We start from the raw sequence: 14,427 nt of genomic DNA, 5'->3' as shown, positions 1-14,427 counted from the left end.
GACTCCTGATCGCAGGTGATGAAATGAGCAAGCCCACTATCGTGAAATTCACCAAGCCGTGGAACGGCTACGGCCCGTCTGAGCTGGCTGGTTTCCCCGCCGACAAGGCTGAGCAACTGGTCGAGGCCGGTGTGGCCGAACTGGCCGGCAAGGGCAAGGCGGCCACCCGCCAGCAAGCTGCCCAACAACAATCTCAACCCGCTGCACAGCAGGCTGCAGACGGCGCTGCTGATACGCAGAACGAAGACGCCGACGAGAAGCCCTGACTATGGCCAGACGCATCGCGTACATCGGTGATCCTGTGATCACCCTGGCTGATGTGGCGCGCCAGTGCCGTGTCGAGCCGGATGATCTGCAGCCGGAGTTGATCGAGCAGATCATCATCCCGGGAGTCACGGCTCAGGCCGAACAGCGCACCGGTGCCGCGATTCGTGCGGCCGAGTATGAAGAGGACTGGGCTGAGGGGCGAGCATCCGGCGCGGCGCTCGATGTCGGCCAGGCTGGCGAGGTGGTATCAGTCCACCGCGTGCTGGCAGACGGCAGTACTGAGCTGCTGAGCGCCCCTCTGTACCTCCAGCGTGGCCAGCGGGAGAGCTTCCTGCATTTCCCGCAAGGCCGTCCTGCTGGTGTGCTTCGTGTTCGCTACAAGGCGGGGTTCGACCCGGATGCCTACCCGGGGGTGCGTTCGTGGCTGCTGATGAATGCGGCCACCGCCTTTGAGTTCCGCGAGACCCTGGTGGTCGGCACCATCCTGGCTGAGCTGCCTTCCGGCTTCACCGACTCGCTACTTGCCGAGATAACCGTCCCGCCGAGGTTCTGACATGGCTGCAGCATCTGGATACCGCGCCGGCCAGCTCCGGCACAGGGTGGCCATTGCCCTGCGCCAGGACGTACCCGATGCCTTCACCGGCCTCGATCAGACCCATGTTCAGTCGGCATCGGTGTGGGCTGGGTTGTTCCCGGTGGGTGGCGCAACTTGGATTGGTAGCCGCCAGGTTGGTGACGCCATTACCCATCGGATCGTGATCCGCTATCGGCCAGGCATCACAGCGGATCACGAGATCACCAAGGGCGCCCGTCGCTTTCGCATACGCCGTGTCAGCGACTGGGAGGAACGGGGTCGCTGGACGCTTATGGACTGCGAGGAGCTGCAGCGATGAGCGCGACTCGACATCCCTTCGTTCGCGTTGCCGTCACTGGCTACTTGGGTTGGCGTTTCGACCTCGACGCAATCCGCCGCATTGTGGTGGACACCTCCGAGGACGTAGCGCAGGAAATTCAGGCGCTGCTGGGTGCCGGCGGTGGCGGTCGACAGTACCCGCTCCAGGGGGGCAGCGCTTACCAGGCCTCCTCGCCCGGCGACCTCCCGGCCAAGCGTACCGGCAAGCTGGCCGAGAGCGTGCTGGCTCGGCGCAGTCAGAACGACTTGGCCGCCTGGATAGGCCCCTCGACCAAGAAGGGGCTCAAAAGTCCGTTCTATCCAGCCTTCCTGGTGTATGGCACCGCGACTATGGCCAAGCGTAAGAACGCAACGACCATGGCCATGCGGCGCTACCGGGCGCGATTCAACCGGCAGTTGTCCAGGGCCATGGCTACTTCGATCAAGGTGAAACGATGAACCTGGACAACGTGATCGAGCGGATCCGCGCCACCTGCCCGAGCTTCGCTCAGCGGGTTGCCGGTGCGGCCGAGTTCGCGGCGCTGCCGCAGAACGCCAAGGTCGCCCTGCCGGCTGCCTTCGTCATCCCCATGGATGACCGGGCGGGCGAGCAGGAGAGCCAGAACCGCTACCGCCAGGCGCTCACAGATCGAGTGGCAGTAGTCATGGTGCTGGACAACAGCGCCGACCGCCGCGGCCAAGCTGCCGTAACCACCGTGCATAGCCTGCGTGCTGAGCTGTGGCGCTCGCTGCTGCTTTGGCCGCCCGGACCGGAGTACGACGGGCTGATCTACGAGGGCGGGCAGGGCCTGTTAATGGACGGTGCCAGGCTCTACTACCAGCTGGAGTTCGCGGCCGAGACTGAGCTCGATGTCGAGGACACCGCCCAGCCCGGCATGAAGGAGGCCCTACCTCGGCTGGCCAGTATCCATGTGCGCGCCGATGTGATTGACCCCATGTTCGACCCGAACAACGTGCCGGGCCAGAACTACGACCCCGCTCAACCCAACCCGCGTACCGCCGGCCCCGATGGTCGTGCGGAGGCGGGCGCGGATATCCCCCTGGAGTAGCCATGCACCTCAAGCCACAACCTGGCCGCGTCGTGACCGACCCGGCCACCGGCCTGCCTTTGCCCGAAGACGGGTGCCTGGTGGAGCCGAGCCAGTACTGGTTCCGCCGTCTGCAGGACGGGGACGTGACCGAAATTAAACCCAAGCAGCAGAAGCCGAGGACGAGCGCCAAATGAGCAGCATGACCTTCTCCCAAATTCCCTCGGGGCTTCGCGTCCCGTTCTTCTACGTCGAGCTGGACAACAGCAAGGCCAACAGCTTCAACCCGGACATGCGTGCCCTGCTGCTCGGTCTCAAGTCCGCTGGCCCGGCTGAGGCGAACGTGCCGGTGCTCTGTTCGAGCGCCGACCAGGCCCGCGCCATGTTCGGCCAGGACTCGATGCTGGCGGCCATGGTCGAGCAGTTCCGCGCAGGCAACCTGTTCACCGAGCTGTGGTGTGCGCCGCTGGCGGAGCCGGCTGCAGGTGTGGCTGCGGTGCAGACCATCACCTTCACCGGCGTGGCGGCCGAGGCCAAGGTCGCGGCGATCTATATCGGCCTCACCCGTCTGCCTGTGGCGATCGCCTCCGGCGATACCGCCGCACAGGTGGCCACGGCCCTGGCGGCGGCAATCACTGCCAACACCCGTCTGCCGGTCACTGCCGCGGCAGCAGCTGGCGTGCTGACCATCACCGCCAAGTTCAAGGGCGAGGCCGGCAATGGCATTGCCATCAGCCTCAACCGTCGCGGCGTGATCGGCGGCGAGCAGCTGCCGGCTGGTATCACAGCCGGCGCTGTAGTTGCGGCGACTGCCGGGGCTGGCGCGCCTGATCTGACCGGGGTGATCGCCAACCTGGGCGACAATGAGTACGACTTCATCGGCACGCCCTTCGCGGATTCCGCCAGCCTGGATGCGCTCAAGGCCGAGATGAACGATATCGCCGGTCGCTGGAGCTGGGCGCGGCAGATCTACGGCCACGTCTACAGCGCCAAGCGCGACAGCCTCGGCGGCCTGCAGGCCTTCGGGGTGACGCGCAACGACCAGCACGCAACGGTCTTCGGCCTGGAGCCGAGCATCGGCGCCTGCGACTTCGAGTACATCGCTGCCCGTGTCGCCCGCGAGGCGGCGCTGCTGTCGGCGCATGTGGCGCGCCCGACCCAGACCGGCGAAATCCTCAATGTCCTGTCGCCGCCGACCAACAAGCGGCACACCATCACCGAGAAGCAGACCCTGCTCTCCAGTGGTATCGCCACCCACTACCACGGCAAGGATGGCGTGGTGCGCATCGAGCGCTCCATCACCACGTACCAGAAGAACGCCTGGGGCAGCCCCGACACCAGCTACCTCAACAGCGAGAACATCCACCAGCTGGCCTACGTGATGCGCTACCTGCGCACAGGCGTGACCAGCCGCTTCGGGCGGCATGCCCTGCGCTCGGACGGCCAGCGAGTGCCGGAGGGCGTGGCCACGCCGAGCATGATCAAGGCGCAACTGGTGGCTGACTACGTGGCGCTGGAGAAGCTCGGCATCACCGAGCGTTCCGATCTGTTCGCGGCCAACCTGGTCGTCGAGATCGACGAGACCAACCCGGACCGCGTCAACGTGCTGTATCCGCCGGACCTGGTGAACCAACTGCGCATCTTCGCGGTGCTCAACCAGTTCCGCCTCAACTACTGATAACGGGAGCCCCCAATGAAAAACCGAATCGCAGGCACCTGCTTCATCAGTGTCGACGGCGACCAGCTGGAGCTGGCTGGCAAGCTCACCTGCTCCTTGGACCTCAGCGAGAAGGAGGGGCTTTCCGGCCTCTCCGGCGTGGCCGGCTACAAGGAAACGCCGCGGGTTCCCTTCATCGACATCGAAGTGTTCGTGCCCAAGGGCTTCCCCATGACCAAGCTCAGCGAGGCCGATGACATGGTCATCACCGCCGAGCTGGCCAATGGCATGACCGGCGTGCTCTCACAGGCCTGGGTCGCGGGTGCCAAGGAGCTGGATGCTGCCGAGGGCAAGATGAATCTCAAGTTTGAAGGGAAGGACGGCAAATGGATCTGAATGACCTGAGCGTTGTGCTGCAGAAGCCTGTCGAGGCCCACGGCCGCACCATCGAGGTGCTGCAGCTGGCCGAGCCTACCGGGCAACTGGTGGTTGAGTTGGGCGAGCCGTTCATGCTCACCGCTGATCGCGGTATCAAAGAGCTGCCGGCCGTGACCATCAGCTACATCGTCAAGCTGGGCAAGGTGCCGCGCAGTGCGGCCCTGGCCATGGCGCCCGGTGATCGCAAGGCGGCCTTCCTCAAGCTGCTCCCTTTTTTGATGCCTGGGGAGACGGGGGAGGAGGAGAGCGAATAATCGAGGTCTGCTTCGACCTCGCGCGCTTCTTTGGCGTGTCCCCTCAGGTAGTTCTGCGGCTGCCGCACTCCCAGCGCCTGCTGTGGGAGCGGCAGGCGCTTCGCATCGAACAGGAAGTCAAGGAGGCAGCCGGTGGCTAAGGCGTCCTACACGGCGGTGCTCTCGGTCATCGACCGGGTGACGGCGCCATTGAAGAAGCTGGAGCGGCAGCTGCGGCCGTTCAAGCGAGCGCTTGGCGACATCAGTAATGCCGGCCAGGGTTTGCAGTCGGCGCTGGGAGGTATTGCGCTCAGCTTTGGCGTGATCTTCGGCGCGGCGGGTATCGGCGGTGTCGGAGACCTGGGCACCAAGCTGATCAGCACCTCGGCGGAATTCGAGAAATTCCAGACGGTGCTGGAGACCCTGGAGGGCAGCTCGGCGAAGGCCAAATCATCCATGGACTGGGTGGCTGGTTTTGCGGCCAAGACGCCTTATGAGCTGAACGGCGTCACCGATGCCTTCGTGAAGCTCAAGGCCTATGGTATCGACCCTCAGGCTGGTGCGCTGAAGTCTGCTGGCGATGCGGCGGCTGCAATGGGTAAGCCGCTTGAGCAGGCTGTAGAAGCGCTGGCCGATGCCATGACCGGCGAGAACGAGCGCCTCAAGGAGTTCGGGATCACGGCTGAGACAGCGGGGGACAAGATCGTCTACCGCTGGCAGGAGAACGGCAAGGCCATGGTGGCCACCGCGAAGAAAAATTCGCGGGAGCAGATTCAGGCGACGATCGAAGGCATCTGGAACGGCCGCTATGGCGGCGCGATGGACAAGCTGTCCGGCACCTGGGACGGCATGTGGTCGAACCTGCAGGACACCTTCACCCGTGTGTTCAAGATGATCGGCGATGCCGGCATCTTCGACGAGCTCAAGGGTGAGTTGAAGGGTGTGCTCGATACCCTGGCAGCCATGGAGGCAGACGGCTCGCTGCAGGCTTTTGCGCAGGTTGTATCTGATGAGCTGGTGAGTGCATTCCGCGAGCTGAAAAGCTGGGTCATGGCCGTCGATTGGAAGGCCGTCTGGGGCGACGTCAAGGCGTTCGCGGGTGGTATTGGGTCGGTGGTCGAGGCTTTGGGCGGGCTCAAGGGGGTAGCGATCGCTGTTGCCGCCGTGTTCAGCATCAACGTGCTGGCTTCGCTGGCCAGCCTGGCCTCGGGGTTTCTCTCTCTGGCGGTGGCCATGGGGCCGGTTGGCTGGGGGATCGCTGCCATCGCCGCCGGTGCGGCGCTGATCTATGCCAACTGGGATGGCATCGTGAAGTACTTCACCGACAAGTTCGATGCGGTGCTGGCGGCCTTTGATGAGGGCTTCCTGCAGGGCATGTTCCGTCTCTGGCAGGAGTTCAATCCGGTCACCTTGATCATGGAAGCCTTCGATGGGTTGGTGAAGTACCTGTTCGGCATCGACCTGGGCAAGATCATCGGTGACCAGATCAAGAAAGTGACCGAGTTGATGCCTGACTGGATGATCGAGGGGCTTGGGATCGAAGGTGGCCAGGGCGAAGCCGCGCCGGCCACGGTGGCGCCGAAGGGGGCCCTGGCAGGCGCCAACAAGCAGAACCTGAGCGGTCAGATGGTGGTGAAGTTCGAGAACACGCCACCAGGCACCCTGGTGAAACCCATGCCGACCAGTCAGCCCGGGGTCACCATGGAGGCCGATGTTGGGTATCGCTCACTTGGGTTGCCGTAGGTTGTTTCTGCTTTGATCTAGCCTTGTGGATTGTATTTGTCTAAGATTATTTCCTCACTGAAGCGCAATAGGGATTTATCGTGGCATATAAAACGCAGCAGGAAGAATTTTGGGCAGGCGAGTTTGGTAATGAATATGTAGCTAGGAATGCTGGTGAAGATAGAGTTTCTTCGAATGTTGCGGCGTTTAGCCGGATTTTAAGTTCTGCTCCTGGCGTTGGTTCTCTTGTTGAATTGGGTTGCAATGCAGGGCTTAATTTGCAAGCTCTTAATAGGATTAATAATGGGCTCGAGCTTTGTGGGTACGAAATTAATAAAGAGGCAGCGCAAAAAGCTAGAGATTTAGATGTGGCTAAGATTGTCGAGGGGACGATATTGGACCCTCTTTCGAGTGATGAGCAATATGATCTTAGCTTTACAAAAGGTGTTTTGATACACATCAACCCAGATGAGTTGGATAAGGTTTATAGCAATCTTTATAACTTGTCTAAGCGTTATATTTTAGTTTGCGAGTACTATAATCCGACTCCTGTTGTGGTTGAGTATAGGGGGAATCATGATAGGCTGTTTAAGCGCGACTTTGCAGGCGACTTGATTGATAAATATGGCCTGCGCTTGGTTGATTATGGGTTTTTGTATCATCGAGATAACTGTTTCCCTCAGGATGATATAAGTTGGTTCTTGCTTGAGAAGAAACAGCTATAATCTCTGCTTTGAAATTCAAGTATCGGTCATAGATCAAGCTTGCTCACGGATAAATATCTTTGGGGATGTTTGGTCTCTCGATTGTGTTTTTTCCTAAAACCCCGCTAGCGCGGGGTTTTTTATTGCCTGGAGAAACCATGACCTGGCGCGACAGACTGCAGCCTGCCTCGTTCCGGGGCGTGGCGTTTGAATACCTGGCGGACGATGTCTCCGGCATCGGTCGGCGCAACCAGCTGCACGAGTACCCCAAGCGCGACCAGGGCTATGTCGAGGACATGGGGCGCAGTACCGAGTCCATCGATATCGAGGCCAGGCTGGTCGGTAAGGATTACCTGGCACGGCTCGACGAGCTGCTCAAGGCGTTGCGCGCAGAAGGCCCGGGCGAGCTGGTGCACCCCTTCTACGGGCGCCTGCAGGTAGTCGCCAACCCGGCGTGTCGGGTGCGCCACTCCATGGAGGATGGCGGGCTCTGCCAGATCAGCCTCAGCTTCACCGAGGCCGGCGAGAATCAGTACCCCAGCGCGCAGGAGGTGCCATCGCTGCAGGTGCTGTCCCTCGCGGATCGCCTGCAGCAGGTATCCACGGCGCGCTTCACGGATGTGTTCCAGGTGGATGGCTTGCCCGAGTGGGTCAGTACCGAAGCGGTCACCGATATCGGCCGCATCGTCAGCTCCGCGCAAACCATCTACCGCCGAGTGGAAACGGCCCAGTGGAGCGATCTACTGGGCAATGCGGGTGGTCTTGCTTCTGCCCTGCTGGGCATGTTCCAGGGCGGTACCGGGCTTTCCGGTCTGCAGGCGGCCCGGCTGTACAGCACCACGCCGCGCCCAGTCACGCCCAGCGTTGCTGCGGGTGTTGGCCGGCAGCAGTCAGTAGCCAACAGCCAGGCCCTGCTCGATCTGGTGACCTCGGCGAGCATCGTTCAGGCAGCGCAGCAGATCGTCGCGGTCGAGTCGCCGGTATTCGATGACCTGGAGGCCTGGCGCGGGCAGCTGACGGCCGTGATCGACCGCGAGGTCGAGCGGCAGGGGCTTCCGCAGGCCAGCTTCGAGGCGCTGGCGGATCTGCGCTCTGGCGTCAGCCGCTATGTGTTGGCCGAGTCGGCCACCGCTTCCCGGCTGCGTACCTATACGCCGCGCGCCACGCTGCCGGCCGCCGTGCTGGCGTATGACCTGTACGGCGATGCTAGTCGCAGCGATGAGCTGGTCGCCCGCAATGGCCTGCGGCATCCGTCCTTTGTTCCACCCGATCCTTTGAAGGTGCTCTCGGCATGACCAAAGAGCGAGTGCAGTTGCGGGTCAATGGCGCCGGCCACGAGGGCTGGAAAGAGGTGCGCGTGACGGCCGGCATCGAACGGCAGGCGCGGGACTTTTCGCTGGAAGTGACCGACCGCTGGCCCGGCAGTAGTGTGGCCCGGCGCGTGGCGCCGGGTGACCTCTGCGAGGTCTGGCTCGGCAACGATAAGGTGCTGACTGGCTACATCGATGCCACGCCGATCAGCTACGACGGCCAGCAGGTAACGGTGGGGGTCAATGGCCGTAGCAAGACGGCTGACCTGATCGACTGTTCCGCGGTGCATTCGCCCGGGCAGTGGCGCGGTGTCAGCGTCGAGCTGATCGCCCGGGCGTTGGCCGAGCCCTACAACATCAAGGTGCTGGCGTCCGTGGCCACCGGCACGGTGCTCGAGCACCAGATAGATCCCGGTGAGTCGGTGTTCGAGAGCATCGATCGCCTGCTCACGCAGAAGGCGCTGCTGGCCACGGACGATGCCGACGGCAACCAGGTGCTGACCCGGGCCGGCCTGCTCAAGGCGGACACGGCGCTGGAGGTTGGGGTGAATGTGCTCTCGGCCTCGGCCGGGCTGGACTTCAAGGAGCGTTATTCCGAGTACCGCTGCCGTGGGCAGCGCGCCGGTAATGACGATGACTTCGGCGTTGCGGTGGCGGGCCAGGTGGCCACGGTCGGCGATCCCGGCATCCGGCGGCGCCGCATCCTCGACCTGCGCGCCGACGGCCAGGGCGACTTGGCCGCCTACCGCGATCGCGTGCGCTGGGAGGCCGCGTGCCGTGCAGGCAAGAGCTACCAGACCACCTATGTGGTACAGGGCTGGCGGCAGCGTAGCGGCCAACTCTGGCTGCCCAACATGCGGGTGCAGGTGCGTGACCCGATCATCGGCTTCGACATGGAGATGCTCATCGCCGAGGTGGAGTACCTGCAGGGCGAGACGGGCACCACGGCCACGCTGACGGTGGCACCGGTGGCGGCCTTCGAGCTGCTGCCCGAGGTGCCCAAGGCGCAGGGCAAGAAAAAGGCCGGCAGCAAAGGCTTCTCGGTGGGCGAAGGTGAAACCCTGGTGGAGTTCAAGTGATGAGAAAAGCGCTGGCAGGTGTGGCGCGCGGGCTGGGCAACTTGCTGGCCCGCGCGGTGCTCACGGCGGTGCCCCGGCAGGGCAAGTTGCAGAGCCTGCAGGTGGCGCTGCTGGAGGGTGAAGCCAAGGAAGGGGTGGAGCTTTTCGAGCCCTACGGTCTCACTGGTGTTGCCTTGCCGGGAGCGGAAGGGCTGATCGCATTCCTCGGTGGGCGCCGCACGCATGGCGTGGCCCTGGTGCAGACCGACCGCCGGTATCGGCCGGTCGATCTGCAGCCCGGCGAGGTGGCTTTGTTCAACCATGAAGGCACCCGGGTGGTGCTGCGCAACGGCGGCAAGGTGGAAGTGCTGGCTGCCGCCGAGGTCAAGGTGATGACGGCCAAGGTCATTCTGCAGGCCGATGTGGATGTGATCGGTAAGACCGTGTTTACCGGGCAGGTCTGGGCCAATGGCAAGCGCATCGACGAGAGCCATCGCCACCCTGGCGATAGCGGTGGTGAGACTGGGGGTGTGCTGTGAGTTTCGATTTTCCGCTGATCCTCGATGGCGCCGGTCGCGTGGCGACAGGCGAGCGCGAGAGCCGGCTGGCCCGTGCGGTTATCAGCAGTCTGTTCACCTGGGCCAGAGCTCGAGAGGGCGATGAGTTGCCAACTCCCGAGAGCCCGCGCATGGGCTTTTGGGGGGACACCTACTCGCCAGTGACGGGTGACCGCTGGGGTTCGCGGCTGTGGCTGCTGGCCCGCGAGACCCTGACCGCCAGCACGGTAGCCAAGGCACGCGACCTGGCCAAGGAGGCCCTGGAGTGGATGGTGGTGGACAAGGTGGCCGAGCGCATTCAGGTGGAAGCCACGCGCAACGGCGTCGATCGGCTGGATATGCGCATTCTGGTGGACGAGCCCAGCGGGGCGCGTCTGGACATTCGCTTCGCTGACATCTGGGGTGCCATCCGTGGCTGAGTCGCAATTCTCCCGGCCGGCGCTGCCGGCACTGATCAACCGCCTGCGCACCGACCTGCTCACCCGCCTCGGCGAGGCCGATGAGCTACGCCGGTCGGATGCCGAGGTGTATGCCCGGGTGCTGGGCGAGGGCATCAACGGGCTCTATGGCTATCTGGACTGGCAGGCCCGGCAGTACCTGCCCGACCTGGGCGATCAGGAAAGCGTCGAACGCTGGGCCAACATGCTCGGCGAGTGGTACGCGCCAGCCGAGGCCGCGAGCGGAAGTGTTCCGGTGGTGGGTAGTGTCGGGGCAAGCATCCCGCTCTCGGCTCGCTGGCAGAGCCAAGCCGGGCTGCTCTACAAGCCGGTCGCCAGCGTGGTGATCGATGTCAGCCCCAAGCTTGTCGAGATCGTCTGCGAGCAAACCGGCAGTGCCGGCAACCTGGCCGAGGGTGAGCTGCTGACTCTGATCTCACCGATTGCCGGTGTGCAGTCGCAGACGGCCGTGCCGGTGGGCGGCGTTGCCGGCGGTGCCGAGCAGGAAGATATCGAGGGACTGCGGGCCAAGGTGCTGCGCCGCCTCAGCCAGCCGCCGCAGGGCGGCAGTCGGGCGGACTACGAGTCTTGGGCGCTGGCCGCCCACCCGTCGGTCACGCGCGCCTGGGTTTATCCGCAGGAGCAGGGCCCCAACACGGTGGTGGTGCGTATTGTCTGCGATCGCCTGGCCAGCCCGATCCCGACCCCGCAAGTGATCGCGGCTGTTCTGGCCTACATCGAAGCGCGCTGCCCGGTGACCACCGCCGTGTTCGTGTTGGCGCCGGTGGCTGAGCCGATCGCCTTCAGCATCGACCTGACGCCGGATACCCCGGAAGTGCGGGCGCAGGTGCAGAGCCAGCTGGCCGATCTGTTGCGCCGTGAGGGCGAGCCAGGCGGCACGCTGCTGCGCAGCCGCATGACAGAGGCCATTAGCCTGGCGGCGGGTGAAACCAACCACGTGCTGGCGGTGCCGCCGGCGGATCTGGTGCTCGCGGTTGGCCACTTCCCCGTCATGGGAGTGATCACATGGCTATAAGCGCAGATGACTATGGCCGGCAGCTGCAGGCCCTGCTGCCGCCCGGCCCTGCCTGGGAGGCAGACCTCGACCCTTTCCACGAGCAGTTGCTGGGCGCTGGTGGCGTAGGTCTGGCCGGCGTGCATGGTCGGGCGGATGAGCTGCTGCGCGAGAGCGATCCGCGCACCACCTATGAGCTGCTGGCCCGCTGGGAGGCAGTGCTGGGCCTGCCGGATGAATGCACGCTGCCCGGCGCCACCCTCGCGGAGCGGAGGGCGGCCGTGGTGGCCAAGTTCCTGGCCCAAGGCGGCATGAGCCGCAGCTACTACATCGGCGTGGCTGAGGGCCTGGGCTACCCAGGCGCGACCATCACCGAGTTCCGCCCGATGACCTGCGAGAGCGCCTGCGATGCCGGCCTCGACCCGGACCCGTGGAGCTCTGTCTGGATCCTCAACCTGCCCGGCGGCGAGCGCCGCCGCGACATGGAAGCCGAGTCGGACTGCGACGAGGCGCTCTCCACCTGGGGCGACACCACGGTGGAGTGCGTGGTCAGCAAGCAGGCCCCGGCCCACACCATCCTTCACTTTGCTTATGGAGATGCCTGATGCGTCGAATCAGTACACTCACCGCTGCGCAGGACCTGTTCGGCCCCGGCAAACATGGTTTCCGCAATGGCGATCCAGCCAACGCCATCCTCGCCACCCGGCTGCAGGCTGAGTGGTTCAATGCGTTGCAGGAGGAGGTGGCAAATGTCATTGAGGCAGCTGGGTTTGCTTTGGATCCTGCGAACAATGGCCAGCTAGCAGCTGCAATCGGGAAGATGATTGTCGATAACACAATCGACACCCTGAACACTGCAAGAATCGACGTGGCGTCGGCGGCCACGGTCAACCTGACAACGGCGGCGCCGAACACCCGGCACATCAACATCATGGGCACTACGACCATCAGTGGGTTCACCGTGGCTGCAGGCCGCTGCTACTTCGTGCGCTTTGCCGGTGTGCTGACCTTGACCAATAGTGCGAGCCTGGTGACGCAGGCCGGCGCCAATATTGTCACGGCAGCAGGTGATACCTGCATTCTGCGGGCTACGTCTGCGAACACGGTTGAAGTTATTAGCTATACCCCCGCCGGGCTTTCTGGTCGGGTTTCTGCGTTAGAGGTGATAAATCAGAGCCTGCTGAGCGCCAGTGGCTGGCAGAAGCTGCCGAGCGGTCTGATTATTCAGTGGGGTTCTGTCGCTGGGGCATCAGTTGCTGCATCTAGCGGCATATCGACTGCGGTAACCTTCCCTATTGCGTTCCCTAATGCTTGTCTGAACGCCTCGGTTACGGCGCAACTGACAAGTGTACAGGCGAGTGCTGGAATCGGCACGACAGACCCAGCACCTTCGGGATTTAGCCTTGAGAGACGGAACTTGGCAACCGGCACGTCTCAAACTATCGCTGCGAAATGGATCGCCATCGGCTACTAAGGAGAATCCCATGTTCTTTTCCGCATCTAATGGTGGCTTCTACGCTGCCGAAATCCACGGTGCCAACATGCCTCTGGACGTGGTGGAAATCACGCCCGAGGAACATGCCGCGCTTATCAATGGCCAGGCCGCGGGTAAGGTTATTGGAGTGGACAAGGGCGGCCGGCCTTGCCTGCAAGACCCCGCGCCGCCGTCGGCAGCCGAGCTCACCGCACGCCGCCGTGCCGAGCTGCTGGCTAAGTTGTCCGCCGTAGACGCTGCCAGCGCTCGCCCGTTGCGCGCCATTCTGGTTGGTAGTGCGACCGATGCCGACCGAGCCCGCCTGACCGATCTGGATAGCCAGGCTACCGCCCTGCGCGCGGAGCTGGCCTCCCTAGAGTCGCCGCCGGCGGCATAACCTATCGCCCGCCCCCCCCCCCCTGAAAAGCCCCGCCCCGTGCGGGGTTTTGTCGTTTCTGATCCCGAGGAAATCCCACGATGCTGACCCATGTATTCCGGGCGGCCCTGCAATGGGCCTGCCTGCTGCCACTGCGCGTTCTGCTGATACTCGCCGGGCTGCTGGTGGTGCCGATCGCTCTGCCATTCCGCCGTGTGCAAGGCCCGCCGCAGCCCTTCAGTCAGGCTGCTGGTGAATGGCTGCTGGTCACCCTGCCGGACTGGGCGTGGCTCTGGAGCAATGACCGCGACGGCGCCGTTGGTGACCGGCGTGGCTGGTGGCACCTGAATAGCCCGTTTGGCCTGGGCGCCTTTCACTGGTTCTCGATGTTCTGGTGGCTGGCGATCCGCAACCCGGCGAACAACCCGCGCTTCTCGCCGCTGTTCGGCTGCCCGGTGACTGAGTGCGACTACCGCTACTGGGGCAAGGCTGAGGTGGAGGATGACCCAGGCGCAGGCGGCTGGCGCTTCCTGCTGGCCACTCACCGGCGCACCGGGCGCCGCTATTACGGCTTCTACTGGGTCTGGCAGTGGTCTGCGACACGTGCTCTGGTGGTGCAGTTCGGCTTCAAGCCGGAGCCGAGCGACTTCGCCGAGGATTATAGCGGGGATATGTCGCGCCAGTGGAAGGGGTTCACCTTCGAGGTGAACCCGATCAAGGCGATTGATTAGGCTGCGGAAGAGCGCAGGACGGCGTTAATGATGCTGCTGAACAGCTTGTAGCTTGCGTAATCGTCGTGATTACCCAGCAGCTTATCGCCGCTCGCGCTGAACACCTCAGACTCCCTGTCTATCAGCAGGCGGCCCAGCTCTACCGACTCACCGTTCTTGGTGTTTGGTGTGCTGATAACCAGCTCGGCGTAGAGCTTTTGGGATTCTTCGTCACCCATCACGAGCGGGGTGGCTTGAACGCTGAACGGCTTGCCAAGGGCTTTCCCGTCCATCTGCCAAATCGAGGTCTTTGCTTTCTCAATGGATACTGCTTGGGCAAAGTGCTTCTCGCAAATCGCCGGCCAATGCTCAACGAAGTAATCGAGTTGTTCTCCGATTGACTTCCATGCGGCTTTGAAGCGGGCGACCTGATATGGCAGTTGGTTGATGTCCTGAACGATTTCCATTGTGGAGCTCCCTGTTGTGATGTGACGTTGCCCCATCAATATCGGGGTGTGTGACCTACTT

General features: G+C 63.4%; 21 protein-coding genes. 20 read left to right on the top strand and 1 reads right to left on the bottom strand.

Features of this window, described 5'->3' with window-relative positions; all coding sequences use genetic code 11:
- Window positions 1-23: 23 nt before the first annotated feature.
- The 20 genes from ACX1DW_RS15690 to ACX1DW_RS15595 all read left to right on the top strand — a co-directional run bounded on the left by ACX1DW_RS15690 (window position 24) and on the right by ACX1DW_RS15595 (window position 13,920).
- Window positions 24-266, top strand: coding sequence for a hypothetical protein (locus tag ACX1DW_RS15690; RefSeq protein WP_458991839.1), 243 nt, complete (start codon window positions 24-26; stop codon window positions 264-266).
- A gap of 2 nt (window positions 267-268) precedes the next feature.
- Window positions 269-820 (top strand): hypothetical protein, encoded by a 552-nt coding sequence (locus ACX1DW_RS15685; RefSeq protein ID WP_095939876.1) that lies wholly within the window; start codon window positions 269-271, stop codon window positions 818-820.
- Window position 821: 1 nt separating this feature from the next.
- The gene (locus ACX1DW_RS15680; protein WP_095939877.1) at window positions 822-1,160 is read left to right on the top strand and encodes a phage head closure protein; all 339 of its coding nucleotides are present in this window, start codon (window positions 822-824) and stop codon (window positions 1,158-1,160) included.
- Window positions 1,157-1,618, top strand: a complete 462-nt coding sequence (locus tag ACX1DW_RS15675; protein WP_095939878.1) for a hypothetical protein — start codon at window positions 1,157-1,159, stop codon at window positions 1,616-1,618. The genes ACX1DW_RS15680 and ACX1DW_RS15675 overlap by 4 nt, the downstream gene beginning before the upstream one ends.
- Window positions 1,615-2,229, top strand: a complete 615-nt coding sequence (locus ACX1DW_RS15670; protein WP_176481675.1) for a phage tail terminator protein — start codon at window positions 1,615-1,617, stop codon at window positions 2,227-2,229. Before ACX1DW_RS15675 ends, ACX1DW_RS15670 begins: the two co-directional genes overlap by 4 nt.
- Before the next feature lie 2 nt (window positions 2,230-2,231).
- Window positions 2,232-2,405 (top strand): DUF2635 domain-containing protein, encoded by a 174-nt coding sequence (locus ACX1DW_RS15665; protein WP_458991838.1) that lies wholly within the window; start codon window positions 2,232-2,234, stop codon window positions 2,403-2,405.
- Complete coding sequence (locus tag ACX1DW_RS15660) at window positions 2,402-3,886, top strand: phage tail sheath subtilisin-like domain-containing protein (RefSeq protein WP_458991837.1); 1,485 nt, start codon at window positions 2,402-2,404, stop codon at window positions 3,884-3,886. The genes ACX1DW_RS15665 and ACX1DW_RS15660 overlap by 4 nt, the downstream gene beginning before the upstream one ends.
- Window positions 3,887-3,901: 15 nt before the next feature.
- The gene (locus ACX1DW_RS15655; RefSeq protein ID WP_458991836.1) at window positions 3,902-4,261 is read left to right on the top strand and encodes a phage tail tube protein; all 360 of its coding nucleotides are present in this window, start codon (window positions 3,902-3,904) and stop codon (window positions 4,259-4,261) included.
- Window positions 4,252-4,557, top strand: a complete 306-nt coding sequence (locus tag ACX1DW_RS15650; protein WP_458991835.1) for a phage tail assembly protein — start codon at window positions 4,252-4,254, stop codon at window positions 4,555-4,557. The genes ACX1DW_RS15655 and ACX1DW_RS15650 overlap by 10 nt, the downstream gene beginning before the upstream one ends.
- A gap of 132 nt (window positions 4,558-4,689) precedes the next feature.
- Window positions 4,690-6,279, top strand: coding sequence for a tape measure protein (locus ACX1DW_RS15645; protein ID WP_458991834.1), 1,590 nt, complete (start codon window positions 4,690-4,692; stop codon window positions 6,277-6,279).
- An 80-nt stretch (window positions 6,280-6,359) separates the two neighbouring features.
- Entirely contained in the window at window positions 6,360-6,983 is a 624-nt protein-coding gene (locus ACX1DW_RS15640; RefSeq protein ID WP_458991833.1) for a pseudaminic acid biosynthesis-associated methylase, read from the top strand.
- A gap of 137 nt (window positions 6,984-7,120) precedes the next feature.
- A complete protein-coding gene (locus tag ACX1DW_RS15635) occupies window positions 7,121-8,257 on the top strand; it encodes a DNA circularization protein (RefSeq protein ID WP_458991832.1) in 1,137 nt (378 codons plus the stop codon).
- The gene (locus ACX1DW_RS15630) at window positions 8,254-9,351 is read left to right on the top strand and encodes a phage baseplate assembly protein (protein ID WP_458991831.1); all 1,098 of its coding nucleotides are present in this window, start codon (window positions 8,254-8,256) and stop codon (window positions 9,349-9,351) included. The genes ACX1DW_RS15635 and ACX1DW_RS15630 overlap by 4 nt, the downstream gene beginning before the upstream one ends.
- Complete coding sequence (locus tag ACX1DW_RS15625) at window positions 9,351-9,869, top strand: phage baseplate assembly protein V (RefSeq protein ID WP_458991830.1); 519 nt, start codon at window positions 9,351-9,353, stop codon at window positions 9,867-9,869. The genes ACX1DW_RS15630 and ACX1DW_RS15625 overlap by 1 nt, the downstream gene beginning before the upstream one ends.
- On the top strand, window positions 9,866-10,306 hold the full coding sequence (locus tag ACX1DW_RS15620) for a phage GP46 family protein (protein ID WP_458991829.1): 441 nt from the start codon (window positions 9,866-9,868) through the stop codon (window positions 10,304-10,306). Before ACX1DW_RS15625 ends, ACX1DW_RS15620 begins: the two co-directional genes overlap by 4 nt.
- Window positions 10,299-11,360 carry a baseplate J/gp47 family protein gene (locus ACX1DW_RS15615; protein WP_458991828.1) on the top strand — a complete coding sequence of 354 codons (1,062 nt, stop codon included), beginning with the start codon at window positions 10,299-10,301 and terminating at the stop codon, window positions 11,358-11,360. Before ACX1DW_RS15620 ends, ACX1DW_RS15615 begins: the two co-directional genes overlap by 8 nt.
- A complete protein-coding gene (locus ACX1DW_RS15610) occupies window positions 11,351-11,944 on the top strand; it encodes a YmfQ family protein (RefSeq protein ID WP_458991827.1) in 594 nt (197 codons plus the stop codon). Before ACX1DW_RS15615 ends, ACX1DW_RS15610 begins: the two co-directional genes overlap by 10 nt.
- Window positions 11,944-12,813 carry a gp53-like domain-containing protein gene (locus ACX1DW_RS15605; protein WP_458991826.1) on the top strand — a complete coding sequence of 290 codons (870 nt, stop codon included), beginning with the start codon at window positions 11,944-11,946 and terminating at the stop codon, window positions 12,811-12,813. The genes ACX1DW_RS15610 and ACX1DW_RS15605 overlap by 1 nt, the downstream gene beginning before the upstream one ends.
- A gap of 10 nt (window positions 12,814-12,823) precedes the next feature.
- A complete protein-coding gene (locus ACX1DW_RS15600; RefSeq protein WP_458991825.1) occupies window positions 12,824-13,210 on the top strand; it encodes a phage tail protein in 387 nt (128 codons plus the stop codon).
- Window positions 13,211-13,290: 80 nt separating this feature from the next.
- Window positions 13,291-13,920, top strand: a complete 630-nt coding sequence (locus ACX1DW_RS15595; RefSeq protein ID WP_458991824.1) for a DUF7338 family protein — start codon at window positions 13,291-13,293, stop codon at window positions 13,918-13,920.
- Here the strand turns inward: ACX1DW_RS15595 and ACX1DW_RS15590 are convergent.
- Window positions 13,917-14,366, bottom strand: a complete 450-nt coding sequence (locus tag ACX1DW_RS15590; protein ID WP_458991823.1) for a hypothetical protein — start codon at window positions 14,364-14,366, stop codon at window positions 13,917-13,919. The two genes, ACX1DW_RS15595 and ACX1DW_RS15590, sit on opposite strands and share 4 nt — an antisense overlap.
- Window positions 14,367-14,427 lie beyond the last annotated feature (61 nt).

The organism is Stutzerimonas sp. KH-1 (genome assembly GCF_054483855.1).
Note: the sequence above shows the minus strand (reverse complement) of the source record. Positions and strands in the feature narration are given on the sequence as shown.